The sequence below is a fragment of the Pseudomonas sp. TUM22785 genome, assembly GCF_028198105.1.
In the GTDB taxonomy this organism is placed as follows: Bacteria; Pseudomonadota; Gammaproteobacteria; order Pseudomonadales; family Pseudomonadaceae; genus Metapseudomonas; species Metapseudomonas solani.
Window position 1 is genome coordinate 6,960,503 of the sequence record NZ_CP116239.1, and the last position, 16,867, is coordinate 6,977,369.

Sequence of the window (16,867 nt, forward strand, 5' to 3'; positions counted from 1 at the left end):
AGAACCCCCATGCGATTCGCCGAACCCCAGGAAGCCCGTGACTTCCTCGAACGCCACCCCGAGGTGCGCAGCATCGAGCTGATGCTGATCGACGCCAACGGCATCCCGCGCGGCAAGCTGCTGCACCGCGACGAGCTGCTGGCCATCTACGAGAACGGCCGTCCGCTGCCCAGCTCCATCCTCTCGCTGACCATCCAGGGCGAGGACGTGGAAGCCAGCGGCCTGGTCTGGGAAGTGGCCGACGCCGACTGCTGGACCTACCCGGTGCCCGGCTCCCTGGCCCTGCAGACCTGGCGCGCCACGCCCACCGCCCAGGTGCAGGTCAGCATGCACCCGACCCAGGGCCTGCCGGCCACCCCTGGCGACCCGCGCCATGTGCTGGCCCGCGCCATCGACCGGCTCAAGGCCGACGGCTACCACCCGGTGATGGCGGTGGAGCTGGAGTTCTACCTGCTGGACAAGCAGCGCGACGCCAACGGCCGCCCGCAACCGGCGCTGCAAGCCAATGGCGTGCGCCCGCAGGCGCCGCAGGTCTATGGCGTGTACGAGCTGGAGCAGCTGCAGCCCTTCCTCGACGACCTCTACGCCGCCTGCGAGGCCCAGGGCCTGCCGCTGCGCACCGCCATCTCCGAATACGCGCCGGGCCAGCTGGAACTGACCCTGGAGCACCGCTTCGATGCGTTGCAGGCCATCGACGAAGGCGTGCGCTACAAGCGCCTGGTCAAGGGCGTGGCCAACAAGCACGGGCTGGTGGCCTGCTTCATGGCCAAGCCCTTCGGCGACCTGGCCGGCAGCGGCATGCACCTGCACGTCAGCCTGGCGGATGAGGCGGGCAACAACCTGATGGCCAGCGAGGACCCCCACGGCACCCCGCTGCTGCGCCACGCCATCGGCGGGATGATGGCGACCCTCGACGACGCCCTGGCGATCTTCTGCCCCAACGCCAACTCCTACCGGCGCTTCCAGGCCAACAGCTACGCGCCGCTGGCCAAGAGCTGGGGGGTGAACAACCGCACCGTGTCCTTCCGCGTGCCCGGCGGCCCGGCCCAGAGCCGCCACGTCGAGCACCGCATCTGCGGCGCCGACGCCAACCCCTACCTGGCCGCCGCCGCGCTGCTGGCGGGTATCCATAAAGGCATCCGCGAACAGATCGACCCGGGCGAGGCCATCACCGGCAACGGCTACGAGCAGGCCCGCGAAACCCTGGCCACCGACTGGCTCACCGCCCTGCGCACCCTGGAGCGCTCGGCCTGGGCGAAGGAGGCACTCGGCGAAGACTTCCTCGACATCTTCCTCGCCATCAAATGGGAGGAATTCCGCCAGTTCGTCAGCGAGGTGGGCGAACAGGACTGGCGCTGGTACCTGACCCACGCCTGAGCCGAGGGGCTGTGGATAAGCGACTTGTCCACAGCCCCGCCTCCACCAACCGCAATCCGTAATTCGTCATTCGTCATTCGTAGGATGGGTAGAGCGGAGCGAAACCCATCAATTCCAAGTACCGGCATGGCTTCGGCGTCGGGCGGGCAGCATGGGTTTCGCGGGGCTCTACCCATCCTACGGGGCGGAGTGCGGCCGGGTGTTTATCCACAGGCGCTGTCGCTGTGCTCCGTCCCTGTCTCGCTGCGTCTACAGTTTCACTTCCCAGCCCCGAGACAGAGCCCCTCCATGGAACCCGGCAACGCGCAACTGACGATGACCGTCCTCATGACCCCGGACATGGCCAACTTCTCCGGCAACGTCCACGGCGGCACCCTGCTCAAGTACCTCGACGAAGTGGCCTACGCCTGCGCCAGCCGCTATGCCGGGCGCTACGTGGTGACCCTCTCCGTGGACCAGGTGGTGTTCCGCGAGCCGGTGCACGTGGGCGAGCTGGTGACCTTCCTCGCCTCGGTGAACTACACCGGCACCACCTCCATGGAGATCGGCATCAAGGTGGTCACCGAGAACATCCGCGAGCGCTCGGTGCGCCACACCAACAGCTGCTTCTTCACCATGGTGGCGCTGGACGACGACCGCAAGGTGGCCCCGGTGCCGCCCCGCCAGCCGCAGACCGCCGAGGAGAAGCGCCGTTTCGTCCAGGGCCAGCAACGCCGGCAGATCCGCCAGGAAATGGAGCGCCGCTACCGCGAACTGCGGGAGAACGGCAGCGAGCCCGCCGCTACATCCTGAAAAATAATCTGACGGACTTTTCATACAAACAACGTCAGCCAACGGGTAACCTGGCGCACGCGGCGGCAGCCGCGTTCGCCACGGGCCAGGCCCCGTGAACACCTTCGAACCTCTCCCCGCAGCGACGCGAGTCGCCGTTGCGGTCGGGTCGTTCCCTGCGTGCAAGGAGCCGCCGCATGCCCCACCACACACCGCTGATCGCCACCCTCTCCGCCGGCCTGGTGCTGGCCTTCCTGCTCGGCAGCCTGGCCAACCGCCTGCGCATCTCGCCGCTGGTGGGCTACCTGCTGGCCGGCGTGCTGGCCGGCCCCTTCACCCCGGGCTTCGTCGCCGACCAGGCGCTGTCCCAGGAAATCGCCGAGCTGGGGGTGATCCTGCTGATGTTCGGCGTGGGCCTGCACTTCTCCCTCAAGGACCTGATGTCGGTGAAGAACATCGCCATCCCCGGTGCCGTGGTGCAGATCGCCGTAGCCACCCTGCTGGGCATGGGCCTGGCCTGGGGCCTCGGCTGGCCCCTGGGCGGCGGCTTGGTGTTCGGTCTGGCGCTGTCGGTGGCGAGCACCGTGGTGCTGCTACGGGCCCTGGAGGAGCGCCAGTTGCTGGACACCCAGCGCGGCCGCATCGCCGTGGGCTGGCTGATCGTCGAAGACCTAGTGATGGTGCTGACCCTGGTGCTGCTGCCGGCGCTCTCCGGCATGCTCGGCGGCAAGGCTCACGGCGGCGGCGAGCTCAGCCTCGGCGTCGAGCTGCTGCTGACCCTGGGCAAGGTCACCGCCTTCGTCGTACTGATGCTGGTGGTGGGCCGCCGCCTGATTCCCTGGGTGCTGGCCAAGGTCGCCGGCACCGGCTCGCGGGAGCTGTTCACCCTCGCCGTGCTGGCCATCGCCATGGGCATCGCCTACGGCTCGGCGATCCTCTTCGACGTGTCCTTCGCCCTGGGCGCCTTCTTCGCCGGCATGGTGCTCAACGAATCGGAGCTGAGCCATGACGCCGCCGAGAAGACCCTGCCCCTGCGCGATGCCTTCGCGGTGCTGTTCTTCGTCTCGGTGGGCATGCTCTTCAACCCGCTGATCCTGATCCACGAACCGCTGCCGGTGCTGGCCACCTTCCTGGTGATCGTGCTCGGCAAATCGGTGGCGGCCTATGTGATCGTGCGCGCCTTCGGCCACCCCAAGAGCACCGCCCTGACCATCTCCGCCAGCCTGGCGCAGATCGGCGAATTCAGTTTCATCCTCATCGGCCTGGGGCTGGACCTGGAGCTGATGCCGCAGACCGGCCGCGACCTGTTGCTGGCTGGCGCCATCCTGTCGATCCTGGTCAACCCACTGCTGTTCATCGCCATCGGCCGCTGGCAGGCGCGCCAGGACCGCAAGGCGGCGGAGCTGCCCCCGGAGCAGGCGCCGGCCGAGGACGTGCCGCCCACCATCGAGGAGCACGACCACGCCATCCTCATCGGCTACGGCCGCGTCGGCCGCAAGATCGCCCTGCGTCTGCGCGAGGCCGGCACGCCGCTGGTGGTGATCGAGGACAGCCGTGCGGGGCTGGATGAACTGCGCGAGTCGGGCATCAGCGCGGTGCTGGGCAACGCGGCACGGCCCGAGGTGCTGGAACTGGCGCAGCTGGCGCGGGCGCGCTGGCTGCTGCTGGCGATCCCCAATGGCTTCGAGGCCGGGCAGATCGCCCAGCAGGCCCGCGCGGTGAACCCGCAGCTGACCATCATCGCCCGCGCCCACTTCGACGCCGAGGTGGAGCACCTGGAGCAGAACGGTGCGGATCTGGTGATCATGGGCGAGCGCGAGATCGCCCGCGCCATGATCAATCGCGTCGCCGACGACCAGGCCGCACCGGGCGCACCCGCAGCGGCCTGACGACGGCGGCGCGAGCCGTCACTCGGCGCCCTGGTGCGCGCCGTGGTCCATGTGCTCCATGTGCTGCATCTGCCCGTCGGCCTTGGCGGGCGCTTCCTTCTGTACGGCGATCTCCACCTGCAGGTCGCCGGCCTTCTCGAAGTGCAGGGTGAGCGGGAAGCGCTCGCCATCCTTCAGCGGCTGCTTCAGACCGAACAGCATCAGGTGGTAGCCCCCCTGCTCCAGGCGCACCTCGCCGCCGGCGGGGATGGCCAGGCCGCCCTGCACCTGCTGCATCTTCATCATGCCGTTGACGTGGGCGTGCTCGTGGATCTCGGCCTTGGCCGCGCGCGGGGTGTCGGCGCCCAGCAGGCGGTCCGGCGTGTCGCCGCCGTTGTGCACCACCAGGTAGGCCGCGCCGTTGGGCGAGACCGGCGGTACTTCCAGGGCCCAGGGGTGTTCGATGTGCAGCTTGCCCAGTTCGTACTCGTGGGCCTGGGCGAAGGGAACGAAGCCCACCAGGGCGATCAGGGTCAGCAGTGTCTTGCGCATGTTCAACTCCATCCATCGATAAGCAGATTGGGCGCCCGCCAGGCGAGCGCCGATGAAAACCCGTGGCGGCTTCAGCCCGCCATCACCCGGTCGCCGCCGAAGCGCGACAGCACCAGCCGGTCCAGGACCCAGACCAGCACCAGCGACAGGCCCACCAAGGGAAATGCCACCCCCAGCACCAGCATGATCACCACCGCACCGCGCCACAGGGGCAGGCCATGGGGCAGCGGCGGCACGCCGAGGCGGCCGCTGGGCCGGCGCTTCCACCAGAGCACCAGGCCGCTGACCGCGCTGAGCAGGATCATCAGGCACACGGCGAACATCAGCAGCTGGTTGGCCAGGCCGAAGAAGCGGCCCTCGTGCAGCATCACCCCCATCTCCACGCTCTTGGCCACCAGGCCATAGTCCTTCCAGCGCACATCGGCCAGCACCTTGCCGCTGTAGCGGTCGAGGTGCAAGGTCGCGTCCTGGCGCGGATCGGCGGCGAACACGGCGATGCTGAAGACGCCCGTGGGCGTGGTCGGCAGGGTGATGCCGTAGCCGGGCACCACGCCGCGCTCGCGGGCGGTGTCCACCACCTGCTGCAGCGGGATGCTCGGCACCTCGCTGGCCGGCGCCCTGTCGTGCCCGGCATGGGCGCGGTGGGCGGCGTGGGCGTCGGACTCCGGCAGCGGCGTGGTTTCCGCCGCCCAGGGCACGGTCTGGTCGCTGGCGCTGTTGAGGCTGCGCGCCAGCTCGCCGGACTTCGGCACCTCGTTCCACATGGCAGCGGGGAAGCGGTTCCACACATCGGCGAAGCTCGCGCCCCAGAAGCCGGTCCAGGTCATGCCGGTGAGCAGCATGAACAGCAGCAGCAGGCTGCCCCAGAAGCCGGTGACACCGTGCAGGTCGCGCCAGAACAGGCGCCCACGTGCGGACAGGCGCGGCCACAGCACACCGGCGCCGGAGCGCCCCCTTGGCCACCAGAGATAGAGCCCGGACACCACCAGGACGATGCCCCAGCCGGCAGCCAGTTCGATCAGCCGGTCGCCGACCGTGCCGATCATCAGCTCGCCGTGCAGGGCGCGGGTCGCCGCTTGCAGGTTCCAGAAGGCGTCCTGGGTGCCCAGCACCTTGCCGCTGTAGGGGTCGAGGAACAGGTTGAGGGTGCGGCCGCCGTCAGCGATGACGAACTGGGCGCTGTGCCCAGCATCCATCGGCGGCAGGTACTGGCTGACGCTGGCCTGTGGATAAGCCTCGCGCACCCGCTGCAACTGGGCGTCGGCGTCCAGCGCGTGGTGCCCGGGGGCGACCCGCAGCAGGTCGGCGTACATCAGCTCATCGAGCTGCGGCTTGAACAGGTAGATGCTGCCGGTGATGGATAGCAGGATCATGAAGGGAATGACGAAGAGGCCGGCATAGAAATGCCAGCGCCACGCCAGGTTGTAGAACGAAACAGCCGGTTTGCTCATGGTCGGGCTCGCCTGGAAAGCGCCTCTCTGGGGTCACGGGCAGCACGGTGGCTGGCGCAATGGAGGCTTGTCGTCAGCCGCCTCGCCCATAACGGGCGCAGGGGTGACGCGGTGTGTGGATCAGGCGAGGGAGGCAGGCGGCGCGCGGGAGCGGGAGCCGGGGAAGATGGCCGAGCCGGCGTGGCCCGAGGCGACTGGCACCAGGCGCGGCGCGCGGACGGCATCCAGCAGGGTGTAAGCGATCAGCGGGGCGGAGCTCAGCGCCGGGCAATTGAGCAGCAGGGTGCAGTAGCCGCACTTGGCCCAGGCCGCCTCGTGGCCGGCCTGGCCCGGCGCCTTTTGCGCGGTGCCTTGCTCGGCGGAACAGGCCAGCTCGCCCATCCAGTCCGGCACGCCCTGGCGATCCAGGCTACGCGCCTGGGACAGCAGCGGACCGGCGAACACCAGCAGCATGGCCAGAAGGCCAAGCCAGGCGCCGCTGCGGTTTGTCGTGTGTCGAGCCAAGGTGCCGTCCGGGACAGGGGATTGGAACGGGTGCAATGCTAGCCGCGCACCGCCATGGGTTGAAGCATAGCGGCTGAGTCACAAGGCCGCAGTGCGCGGCGGCAAATTCCCGTGGGGCCCGGTCAGCCCAGGCGCCGCGCCTCGAACTTCACCCGGGGGTGAACGAGGCGGTCCTGGGCGCGCACCAGCTCCAGTTCGTAGCTGCCACAGGCCTGGGTCTCCAGCAGCACTTCATGCACGGCGGCGGCACTGAATTCGAAGGCCTCGATCAGGTCGTTGCCCAGCAGCAGGCGCGCCAGGAACACCCCGGAGGTGAGGTCGCCCACGCCCACCGGTTGGCGCGGGAAGGCCAGCAGCGGGCGGCGCAGGTGCCAGGTGCCCTCGGCGCTGACCAGCAGCATTTCGAAGTCTTCGGCGGCGCGGCCGGGGTAGTCCAGGTGCTTGACCAGGACCGCCTTCGGCCCGCGCTCCAGCAGGGCCCGGGCCATGCCGACGCAATCCTCCAGGGAGGTGGGGCGGCGGCCGGCGAAGCTGTTCAGCTCCAACTGGTTTGGGCACAGCAGGTCGGCCACGGCGGCGGCCTCCTCGAGGAGGAAGGTGCTGACTTCCGGCGCCACGATGCAGCCCTTCTCCGGGTGGCCCATCACCGGGTCGCAGAGGTACAGCGCCCGTGGGTTGGCCTGCTTGATGCGCGCCACCACCTCGAGGATCTCGCGGCCCTGGGCGGCGCTGCCGAGGTAGCCCGAAAGCACGGCGTCGCAATTGCCCAGCTCGCCGATGGCGGCGATGCCCTCCACCAGCACCGGCACCTGGTTCGGCGGCAGCACCTCGCCCGTCCACTGCCCGTACTGGGTGTGGTTGGAGAACTGCACGGTGTTCAGCGGCCAGACATTGACCCCGAGGCGCTCCACGGGAAACACCGCGGCGCGGTTGCCGGCATGGCCGAAGACCACATGGGACTGGATGCTGAGGAGGTGGGGCGTTCGTGGCATTGAATAAACCCTGGTCTCGACGGGAAGAAAGGCGGCCTGACGTGCAACGACAGGTTCACTACCATAATGGCAAGATTCTCCCATCCTCCGCCGTCAGAGCCATCATGGAATCCCTGTATTTTTCGCCGATGCTGCTGGGACTCAACCTGATGCTCGCCAGTGCCGTGGCCTGTACCGGCCTGTGGTATTTCTCCCGCCCCTACCGTGGCCCGGGCTTCTGGATGGCCGGCGCCTGGCTGCTGATTCTCGGCATCTTCTCCTTCTTCGTCTTCGTCGCCACCGGCAACCGCCCGCTCAACGTCTTCGGCAACGCCACCCAGTTGGCAGGCGAGGCGGTGCTGATGCTCGGCGTGTTCCGTTTCCTCGATCGCCCGCTGCCCTGGTGGACGGTGCCGGTGAGCGCCGGCCTGATGGCCGCGGCCAACAGCTGGCACTGGTGGGTGGCGCCGCTGAACAGCGAGTTGCTGATCGCCATCTACGCCGGCATCGGCGGGCTGCTGCCGTTGCAGGCCGCCGGCGCCCTGTTGCGCCACCCGCGCGATGCGGAGCTGCGCGTCGTCTGCCGTTGCGTCGGCATCGTCCTGCTCGGCTATGCCCTGGTCACCCTGCTGCGCGGCGGCATCGCCGTGCACGATTGGCTCAACGCCATCGAGCATCCCGACGTCACCCGCTCCATGGCGTACCTGCTGCCGTACAACTTCGCCATTCCGCTCTGGGTCATCGCCCTGGTCGGCCTGGCGCTGATGACCATGCGCCGCATCCTCCTCGACAGCCAGCGCAACGCCCGCCAGGCGGAGGCCAGTGCCCAGCGCTTCGAACGCCTGATGAACGTCACCCGCTGCGGCATGCTGGTGCTGCAGGACGGGCGCATCCAGGACAGCAACCCGACGCTCGGCGCGCTCTTCGGCCAGTCCCGCGAAGGCCTGCTGCAGCAGACGCCCGAGCAGCTGTTCGTCGATGCCGAGCGCGCGCGCATCGGCCCGTTGCTCACCCAGGCCGACGGCACCCCCGCCGACGTCACCGCCCTGCGCCGCGATGGTTCGACCTTCCCGGCCGAGCTCTCGGTCACCCACCTCGATGGCGCCGGCCAGCAGTTGCTGGAAGTCCGTGATGTCAGCCATCGCAAGGCCCTGGAAGAGCGCCTGCGCCTGCAGGCCACCACCGACCCGCTGACCGGCGCCCTTAACCGCCGGGCCTTCTACGCCCGCGCCGAGCACGAGTTGCAGCGCGCGCGGCGCCAGGGCCAGACCTTGTGCCTGGCGATGCTCGACCTCGACCATTTCAAGCGCATCAACGATGCCCACGGCCACGGCAGCGGCGACCGGGTGCTCTGCGAATTCAGCAGGCTGTGCCAACACGAAGCCCGCAGTACTGACCTGTTCGCCCGCTTCGGTGGTGAGGAGTTCGTCTTCCTGCTGCCCGATACCACCCCCGACGCCGCCCGCAATTTTCTCGAGCGCCTGCGCGAATCGGTGGAGCAATTGCGAGTGGATGCCAATGGCATTTCCCTGCGCGTGAGCGTCAGCATCGGCCTGGCCGCCAGCCCGCCGAACGCGGACCTGCACCTGCTGCAGGAGGCTGCCGATGCGGCGCTTTATCGCGCCAAGCAACATGGCCGCAACCGCGTCGAACTGGCCCTCTGAAATCGCTGCGGATGGGTTAAGCTTCTGGGTATTCCAGGGGAGTGATCATGATCAGTCTGGGCGATGTATTCCTGTTTATGCTCTTCGCCGCCGGTGCCGCCTGGCTCTGGCGTGGCCACGGCATTCGCGAGCGCGCACTGGCGCTGGTCAAGCAGCACTGCTCGCGTTTCGACATCGAACTGCTGGACGGCAACGTCGCCCTGCAGCGCCTCACCGTGGTCCGCGATGCCCGGGGCAACCGCCGCCTGGCACGCATCTACGGCTTCGAGTTCACCGTTACCGGCGAGCAGCGCCTCACCGGCACCATCCAGATGTTCGGCAGCCACGGCGGCCGCATCGAGCTGGATGCCCACCCCTTCGAGCCGCCAGCGGCCTCGGAAGGCAACGTCATCCAGATCAGCGACTGGCGACGCAGCCACCCGCGCCCGGATGAGCAACGCCACGTCGAATGAAGCGACGGTTGTCCACAGCGCAGCTGCTGTGGATAAGCCCCGCGCTCAAGTATCCTCGACCACCCTGTGGATAACCTGCTGCCACTGCTCGCGATTGGCATAGGTCATCGGTCGCCGTAGTAGCCGGCAGCGCCAGCGGAACCAGCGGCTGGCACGCCGCACCTGGTTACGTTGGCAATGCTCGAAAAGCCAATCGGGATCGAAGCCGCTCCACACCCCCGCCACGCTCCAGGCATTGAGCCAGAGCACCGGCGCCACTTCATGCAGGTAGATGGCTTCCAGCTCGGCTGGCGGCAGCGCGCTGGTGCGCAATGCGTCGGCGATGCGGCGCAGGTCGGCATCGTCCAGCTCGGTGTCCAGCCAAAGCTCGGACAGCGCCAGCCAGACCCGCTCCCGCGCCGCGTCGCTCATCGCTGCAGGAGGAAGCCGGCGGCACGCTCGGCGGCGGCTTCGGGGAATTCCTGCATGAAGCAGTGCCCGCCCTCCACCACCTGGGCGCCGACATGGGGGTTCAGCGCGCTGATGCGCGCCACCGAGCGGGCGACGAAGGGGTAGCTGTGCTGGCCGTGGAAGATCTGCGTTGGCGTGACGATGCGCGCCAGCGAGGGCCACAGGCGCTTGGGGCAGGAACTGAAGATCTCCGCCTCGCGGCTGGGCCGGCATTTCAGCTCGACGCCGCCGTCCACCGCCTTCAGCGCGTGCTCCACGTAGGCGCCCAGGGCGTCGTCCGTCCAGCCCTTGAAGATGCCGCGCCCATGCAGGGCGGCGAAGGCGGCGGGGCGATCCACCCAGTGGCTGCGCCGGGCCCGCGCGCGCTTGGCCATGGTGGTGCGGCGGTGCAGGCCGAGCACTTCGGAGAAGGCCATGACGCCGATCATCGCAGGGGTGAAGAGCACCGGGTCGAGCAGCACCGCACGCTGGAACAGCTCGGGGTGGCGCGCCAGCACCAGGCTGGTGAGCACGCCACCAAAGCTGTGGCCGAGGGCGAAACGGGGGACGTCGCCGAAGATGCCGCGCCCGGCCTCGAAGGCTTCCACCGCCAGTTCGGCGTTGCGGTTCCAGCCGAGGAAGCGCCCGCCGTGGTCGCTGTCGCCATGGCCCTGTACGTCGCAGAGCCAGAGGTCGAAGTGCTCGCTGAGGGCTTCCAGCATCGGCGAGTAGGCGCGGCCGCAGAAGCCGTTGCCATGGAGGAAGTGCAGCAGGGGCTTGCCGCTGGGCTGGCTGTGCCAGCCGCGCAAGGTGAAGCCGGCGGAACTCGGGTGGGACCAGGCGGACAACTGCATCGTAACGCACTCGAAATGAACTGCGCGCAGTTTATCCGCCGAGCCGCCTCCGGCGCAGCCGTTGCGTTCAGATGGCGGCGTGTTGGCGGATGAAGGCATCCAGCAAGCGGTTCAGCGCCTCGGGCTGGTCCAGGGGCGTGGCGTGCCCGGAGTCGGCGATCACCTCCAGCCGTGCGTTGCGCAACTGGCTGACGTAGGCCGCCTTGGCCGCCACCGGGGTGTAGTCGCGGTCGCCGCTGATCACCAGCAGCGGAGTGTTGGCCCGGCAGGCGCCCGCCAGCGCCGACCAGCCGGGGATGGCGCCCATGGCGTGCAGATAGGAGCGCCGGTCGTTGCCGGCGATGCGCGCCATCACCCGCTGGCGCAAGCCGGCCTGCTCCGGCTTGGGAAACAGCTTGCCGGCCAGCAGCCGCGCCATGCCGGCGGGGCCGAACAGGCGCACCAGGGTGAAACGCAGCGCCACCTGCCAGCGCACCTGCCAGCTGTCCACGGGGAAGTTCGGCGAGCTGTTGATAACCGCCGCCGCGCGCACCAGGTGCGGGTGCTCGGCGAGCAGCTGGAAGGTGATCATGCCGCCCATGGAGATGCCCACCAGGATGCAGGGCTCCAGGTCCATGGCGACGATGAACTCGGCCACGTCGGCGGCCAGCTCGGCCATGCTCACCGGCGCGCGCAGCGGTTCGCTGGCGCCGTGGCCGCGCAGGTCCAGGGCGTAGACGCGGAAGTGCCGGGACAGCGCCTCGACCTGGGGCTGCCAGTCTTCCAGGGAGGAACCCAGGCCGTGCACCAGCAGCACCGAGGCGCCCTCTCCCTGGCAGATATAGTTGAAACGTCCGCCCGACAAGTTGATCTGTTCCATGGTCGAGTTAATTCCCTTTTGAATAATCGATGGCCAATAAAAAGGCGCCGTTCCTTATTAAAAGGACCGATGAAAAGTTGGTGGATCGGATAACTTCCGAAGCGCCCGTAGAACAAGTTTCCGGTGTTTGCCTTTGCCCGCCCAAACCTCCTAGAATCGCCCAGCGCCGACTCGAGAAACCACCATGTACAGCATCGCCAGTCCGACCCAGGCACGCAGCAAGAAAGCCCTGGAGCGCTACCTCAACGTCGCCGCCGAACTGCTCGCCAACGACAGCTTCGAAGAAACCGGCATTTCCCAGATCGCCCAGCTCGCCGAGTCCTCGGTGGGCACCTTCTATCGCCTGCTCGGCGACAAGGACGTGCTGCTCTATACCGTCCACGAGCGCTTCGTCGAACAGAGCCGCGAGGCGGTGGACGGGGTCATCGCCAGCCTGGAGAACCTGCCGCTGCCCGCGCAGATCGAGGGCTTCATCGAGGGCGTGACACGCCTGTTCGATGGCAGCGAAGGCCTGCTCCGCGCCCTGATCCGGTGCAGCTCGATGGACGTCCAGTTCCGCGAGCGCTTCCACCAGCTCAACGCCTACATCGGCCAATCCTTCTGCCGCATCGTCCTCGCCCATGCGCAGGAACTCGGCCATCCGCAGCCGCAGCAGGCGGCCGACCTGACCGCCCACATGCTGCTCGCCAGCCTGAATTACCTGACCATGGTCGGCACCCTCGGTGTCACCCCCCGGGAAGTTGTGCCGGGGGAACTTTCCCGCCTCGTTTGCAAGTACCTGGAAATTCGCCGGGTTTAACGCCGGCTGTCCCGCCTTAATTGTGCCGGGGTGAAGTCGGACGCCTTCAGCGCTATATCGAATTCATCCGCCGGCTCTTCGTTGGACAATATGCCGATTACATAGCGGCCGCCGATCAGGTCATATACGGCGTCGCCCTTGGTCCATACCAGCGGCTGGTCGTAGAGGTTGATGGTGTAGGACTCGCCCACCCGCCAAAGCTGGTCGCGGTTGTCGTAGTGGTCCACCAGCAGCACCTGGTAGCTGTCCTCGTCGAAATAGAAGTCGCGCTGCTTGTACTGGTGGCGCTGCCCGTCCTTGAGGGTGGCGCGCACGTGCCACACGCGGTGCAGCTCGTAGCGCAACAGGTCGGGGTTCACGTGGCCGGCCTTGACGATGTCGGCGTACTTGCTGGTGCGCGAGGCGAAGCGGTAGCTGTTGTAGGGCACGTAGAGCTCTTCCTTGCCCACCAGCTTCCAGTCGTACTTGTCCGGCGCGCCGGAGAACATGTCGAAGTTGTCGGTGGTGCGCAGCCCCTCGGAGGCGGTGCCGGGGGAGTCGTAGGCGACGTTCGGCGTGCGCCGCACGCGGCGCTGGCCGGCGGCGTAGAGCCAGGCCAGGCGCGGTTCCTTCACCTGGTTGACGGTCTCGTGCACCAGCAGCTCGGTGCCTGCCAGGCGCGCCGGCGCCAGCACCGACTGGCGGAAGTAGAACAGCACGTTGCCGTTGTCCTTGCTGTAGTCGCCAGCGTTCTGGTTGAACAGGAACAGGTCTTCGATGCGGGTCATGAAGTAGTCGCCGCTGGCGTGGGGCACGGCCTGGGCGTAGTAGCGCTTGACGCTGTTGCCTCGGAAGCGCACCAGGTGGTTCCACAGCACCTCCAGCCCCGACTGCGGAATCGGGAACGGCGTGGCGACCTTGAAGTCGGCGATGCCGTTGCCGTTCTCGATCAGCTTCGCGTGGGTGGCGTTGTCCTTGATCGCGGCGTACACCGCCTCGGGATAGGAGGCCGAGCGGCGGGTCGGGTAGACCACCAGCTTCCAGCTGTCCGGGTAGCGCTTGAGCATGGCCAGCTGGCCGGGGCTGAGGTGGGCGCGGTACTGCTCGGCGTTCTTCGCATCGATGCTGAACAGCGGCTGGTCGGCGGCGAAGGGGTCCTTGTAGCCGAGGGTCTTGTCGTAGGCCGCAGCATCGCGGGCCAGGCCGCCGGTCCAGGCGGGGATGGTGCCGGCGGCGTTGCCGGCCTTCTCCGCGCCCAGCGGGGTCAGGTCGGCCCCCAGGCGCGCGGCCTGGTCGGCACCCACCTGGGCCTGGGCGAGCGGCGCGGCCAGCAGCAGGGCGGCGAGCAGGCTGCTGTGGATAAGTCCTGGTCTGTGCATGGCGTCGAATCCCTTCTCAGAAGCTGTACTTGATGTTGAAGCTGACGAAGTCACGGTCGCTGCGCTTGTTGGAGACACCGCCGCCGCTGTAGCCCACGTAGCGGGTGCCGACGGTGAGGGACTCCTTGTAGATGGCGTCGATGCCGGCGGACCAGCTCTGCGCCTCTTCGTCCAGGCCATTGGTGAGCTGGGGCGCGACGCCGTTGATGCTGTACTGGTAGCCGAAGGACGGCACCAGGTTCACCAGGTTGAGCACGTTGGTGTAGGTCAGCTGCAGGCTGGCCTGGGCGCCGGTGGCAGTGCTGGTGGCCTCGTAGTAGTCGACGTCGGATTCCAGGCCCTGCACGCGGCTGGCCACCAGCTCGGTGAACAGGGTCGCCGAGTCGGCGCCGAGCACCCCGGTGAAGTTGTAGATGGCGGCCAGCGACGCCTGGTACATGTCCTTCTCGCGGTAGCCGTCCAGGTGGGTGCCCACGGGCAGCCCATTGGGGTTGAACAGCGCGTCGGGCAGATACTCGTTGAGGCCGAGGGCGATGGGCGTGTCCGGGCGGTAGCTCAGCTCGCCGGCCAGCGACAGGCCGTTGAAGATGCTGTCGCCGCCGATGGAGGTGTTGAAGCTGATGCCGAACAGGTCGCGCTTCTCCAGGTACTCGGCGTAGTAGCGCGAGCTGCTGGCGTCGGGCACGGTGCCGACGACAGGCAGCGTGACCTGGCGGCCGACGGTGAGCCCGAGCATGGGCACCTGCATGTTGTAGCGCAGGTAGTAGAAGCCCAGCTCGGTGTCGTTCAGCTCCGGCACGTACCAGCGCAGCGCGAGGCCGTACTGGGCGGCGCCGTCGGCATCGATGTCCTGGGCGCGGGGGATGAAGGTGGTGGGCAGGTAGGCCTTGAGCAGGTTGTTCAGGCCGCCCGGTGCCAGGGCATCGGCATAGGCCTGGGCCATGGCCGGGTTGTCGAAGGCGCGGCCACCGGCGACGGCTTCCTGCAGCGGCGAGACGGACAGGTAGTTGCAGCCTTCGCCGATCACGTCGAGGGTCGAGTAGTAGGTGCCGCAGGGGTCGATCTTCGAGGCTTCCCAGGCCTTGCCCGGTTGCCAGTAGCCCTCGACGCTGAGGTTGTCGCGCAGCTCGAAGGAGGCGTAGGCCATGAAGGTGGGCATGTACGCCTCCTTCACTTCGGAGCCCGGCGCGCGCAGGGCGTTGATGTCCACCGGGTTCGTGGCGCCGATACCGTTCTGGTAGAACAGCCCCTCGCCCCAGTTGATCACCTGGCGCCCCAGCCGCGCGTTGAGGGCGCGGTCGTTGACCGTCCAGCTGCCGTAGACGAAGGCGTCCAGCAGGTCGGCGCTGGAGCCCGCTTCGTCGAGGCCGGCGTGGCTGATCTGACGGTGGCGGCGCTCGTCGTCCTTCAGCTCGAAGTCATAGAAGGCGCGGCCCCGGACGAACACGCCGAAGCGGTCCTGGTAGCGCAGGTCGAGTTCGGACACCGCCTTGACCACCTCGGAGAAGAGGTCGCCCCGGCGGAAGTTGAGGTCGCCGTCGTCGGAGTTGATCAGCCCGGCGTTGTCGCCGGTACCGCCGTTGGCGCGGGCGATCAGCTTGCTGTCCTGCCCCTCCACGCGGTAGCTGAGCCCGTAGGACAGGGTGGTATCGAGCGAGGTGGTCCAGTCTCCGTCTCCGGAGCGCACCTGAAACGCCTGTGCGCCACCCAGGGGCAACGCGCCGAGCAACGCCAGGCCGGCTGCTGCCAGGCCTCTTCCTTGATTTGCCACGATGGTCTCCAGCTGTTGTTTTTATCGGAATCGGAACATCGGTTCCGAAATAATCTAATCCTGCCCATTGCCGCTGACAAGACGCCGCTCGAATTATTTTTTATCCACAGGTGCGGCACCGGGCTGGCCATCGCCTAGCGGCGGCTCGTGAGCTGTGGGTAGACACTCTTAGGCCCCGCCGTCCGTCGCCTTTGCGCACCTGTCCACAGGCTCTGGAATGCTGCTCTCCCCCACCACACTGAACGAATTTCGATCAACCCTATTGACGGAATCGGAATTTCTGTTTCGATTTAAAAGCGGTCACACAACAACAAATAGGAGACCCGTCATGCCCCTTCGTACCCTGCTCTGCGGCCTGCTGCTGGCCGTCTGCCTGGGCCAGCACGCCCTGGCCGCTTCCCGCTGCAGCGAACGCCCCCGTACCCTGCTGCGCCCTGCCGAAGTCAGTTGTTCCTACCAGAGCACCTGGCTGGATTCGGGCCTGGTGGGCCAGCGCAAGATCATCTACCAGACGCCCCTGGGCACCCCGCCGGCCGGCGGCTGGCCGGTGGTGCTGATCTACCAGGGCTCGTTCTTCCCCCTCAACGACTTCAGCTACCACAGCAACCTGCCCTTCGGCGGCTACTACGAAGGCAAGCTGGTGCAGAACCTGCTGGACCACGGCTACGCGGTGATCGCCCCCAGCGCCCCGGCCGACCTGTTCTGGCAGACCAACATCCCCGGCCTCGCCCAAGCCTATGAGCTGAGCACCGACTACGACTTCCTCGGCAACGTGCTCGCCGCCATCGCCCGCGGCCATTTCGGCCCGCTCAACGCCCAGCGCCAGTACGCCACCGGCATCTCCAGCGGCGGCTACAACACCAGCCGCATGGCCGTGTCCTTCCCCGGCAAGTTCCGCGCCCTGGCGGTGCAATCCGGCTCCTACGCGACCTGCAGCGGGCCGCTCTGCGTGGTGCCCGACCAGCTCCCCGCCGACCACCCGCCGACGCTGTTCCTCCACGGTTTCGTCGACGCCGTGGTGCCCTGGTGGAGCATGGACCTCTACTACGACCGCCTGCTCCACCAGGGCATCGAGACCGCGCGCTACACCGAGCCCCTGGGCGGCCACGAGTGGTTCGCCGCCTCGCCGGCCAAGGTGCTCGCCTGGTTCAACGCCCACCCCTGATCCACCGCGGACGCAGCCCGGG

16 protein-coding genes are annotated in these 16,867 nt (G+C 67.9%); 7 read left to right on the forward strand and 9 right to left on the reverse strand.

All coding sequences use genetic code 11. The annotated features are described in order from the left end of the window. Positions 1–9: 9 nt before the first annotated feature. The 3 genes from PI990_RS31165 to ybaL all read left to right on the forward strand — a co-directional run bounded on the left by PI990_RS31165 (position 10) and on the right by ybaL (position 4,037). Entirely contained in the window at positions 10–1,377 is a 1,368-nt protein-coding gene (locus PI990_RS31165; protein ID WP_271659462.1) for a glutamine synthetase family protein, read from the forward strand. Between the two features lie 288 nt (positions 1,378–1,665). After that, a complete protein-coding gene (locus tag PI990_RS31170) occupies positions 1,666–2,169 on the forward strand; it encodes an acyl-CoA thioesterase (protein WP_271659463.1) in 504 nt (167 codons plus the stop codon). A gap of 176 nt (positions 2,170–2,345) precedes the next feature. Next, a complete protein-coding gene (ybaL, locus tag PI990_RS31175; RefSeq protein WP_271659464.1) occupies positions 2,346–4,037 on the forward strand; it encodes a YbaL family putative K(+) efflux transporter in 1,692 nt (563 codons plus the stop codon). Positions 4,038–4,055: 18 nt separating this feature from the next. On the opposite strand, the gene PI990_RS31180 is transcribed toward ybaL, so the two are convergent. The 4 genes from PI990_RS31180 to pdxY all read right to left on the reverse strand — a co-directional run bounded on the left by PI990_RS31180 (position 4,056) and on the right by pdxY (position 7,515). Further along, the gene (locus PI990_RS31180) at positions 4,056–4,568 is read right to left on the reverse strand and encodes a copper chaperone PCu(A)C (protein ID WP_271659465.1); all 513 of its coding nucleotides are present in this window, start codon (positions 4,566–4,568) and stop codon (positions 4,056–4,058) included. 71 nt (positions 4,569–4,639) lie between these two features. Further along, complete coding sequence (locus tag PI990_RS31185) at positions 4,640–6,019, reverse strand: PepSY-associated TM helix domain-containing protein (protein WP_271659466.1); 1,380 nt, start codon at positions 6,017–6,019, stop codon at positions 4,640–4,642. Between the two features lie 120 nt (positions 6,020–6,139). Beyond that, positions 6,140–6,523 carry a DUF2946 domain-containing protein gene (locus PI990_RS31190; protein ID WP_271659467.1) on the reverse strand — a complete coding sequence of 128 codons (384 nt, stop codon included), beginning with the start codon at positions 6,521–6,523 and terminating at the stop codon, positions 6,140–6,142. Positions 6,524–6,645: 122 nt separating this feature from the next. Beyond that, entirely contained in the window at positions 6,646–7,515 is an 870-nt protein-coding gene (gene pdxY / locus PI990_RS31195; RefSeq protein WP_271659468.1) for a pyridoxal kinase PdxY, read from the reverse strand. Between the two features lie 104 nt (positions 7,516–7,619). Between pdxY and PI990_RS31200 the strand changes: the two genes are divergently transcribed. Beyond that, positions 7,620–9,158: a GGDEF domain-containing protein gene (locus tag PI990_RS31200; protein WP_271659469.1), complete on the forward strand. Its 1,539-nt coding sequence runs from the start codon at positions 7,620–7,622 to the stop codon at positions 9,156–9,158. Positions 9,159–9,205: 47 nt separating this feature from the next. Further along, positions 9,206–9,610, forward strand: a complete 405-nt coding sequence (locus PI990_RS31205) for a DUF3301 domain-containing protein (RefSeq protein WP_021220995.1) — start codon at positions 9,206–9,208, stop codon at positions 9,608–9,610. A 45-nt stretch (positions 9,611–9,655) separates the two neighbouring features. Here PI990_RS31205 and PI990_RS31210 read toward each other — a convergent pair whose 3' ends face one another. The 3 genes from PI990_RS31210 to PI990_RS31220 form a co-directional block, all read right to left on the reverse strand. Then, the gene (locus PI990_RS31210) at positions 9,656–10,021 is read right to left on the reverse strand and encodes a DUF7079 family protein (protein WP_271659470.1); all 366 of its coding nucleotides are present in this window, start codon (positions 10,019–10,021) and stop codon (positions 9,656–9,658) included. Continuing rightward, the gene (locus PI990_RS31215; RefSeq protein ID WP_271659471.1) at positions 10,018–10,893 is read right to left on the reverse strand and encodes an alpha/beta fold hydrolase; all 876 of its coding nucleotides are present in this window, start codon (positions 10,891–10,893) and stop codon (positions 10,018–10,020) included. Before PI990_RS31215 ends, PI990_RS31210 begins: the two co-directional genes overlap by 4 nt. A 67-nt stretch (positions 10,894–10,960) precedes the next feature. Then, on the reverse strand, positions 10,961–11,752 hold the full coding sequence (locus tag PI990_RS31220) for an alpha/beta fold hydrolase (protein ID WP_271659472.1): 792 nt from the start codon (positions 11,750–11,752) through the stop codon (positions 10,961–10,963). Positions 11,753–11,936: 184 nt separating this feature from the next. Between PI990_RS31220 and PI990_RS31225 the strand changes: the two genes are divergently transcribed. Next, positions 11,937–12,551, forward strand: coding sequence for a TetR/AcrR family transcriptional regulator (locus PI990_RS31225; protein ID WP_271659473.1), 615 nt, complete (start codon positions 11,937–11,939; stop codon positions 12,549–12,551). Here PI990_RS31225 and PI990_RS31230 read toward each other — a convergent pair. Both PI990_RS31230 and PI990_RS31235 read right to left on the reverse strand, forming a co-directional pair. Next, entirely contained in the window at positions 12,548–13,909 is a 1,362-nt protein-coding gene (locus tag PI990_RS31230) for a DUF1329 domain-containing protein (protein WP_043241779.1), read from the reverse strand. The genes PI990_RS31225 and PI990_RS31230 overlap by 4 nt on opposite strands. Positions 13,910–13,925: 16 nt before the next feature. Then, positions 13,926–15,680 carry a DUF1302 domain-containing protein gene (locus tag PI990_RS31235; RefSeq protein WP_184488130.1) on the reverse strand — a complete coding sequence of 585 codons (1,755 nt, stop codon included), beginning with the start codon at positions 15,678–15,680 and terminating at the stop codon, positions 13,926–13,928. 328 nt (positions 15,681–16,008) lie between these two features. On the opposite strand from PI990_RS31235, the gene PI990_RS31240 reads away from it, so the two are divergent. Continuing rightward, positions 16,009–16,845 (forward strand): extracellular medium-chain-length polyhydroxyalkanoate depolymerase, encoded by an 837-nt coding sequence (locus tag PI990_RS31240; RefSeq protein ID WP_271659474.1) that lies wholly within the window; start codon positions 16,009–16,011, stop codon positions 16,843–16,845. The last annotated feature ends 22 nt before the right edge of the window (positions 16,846–16,867 follow it).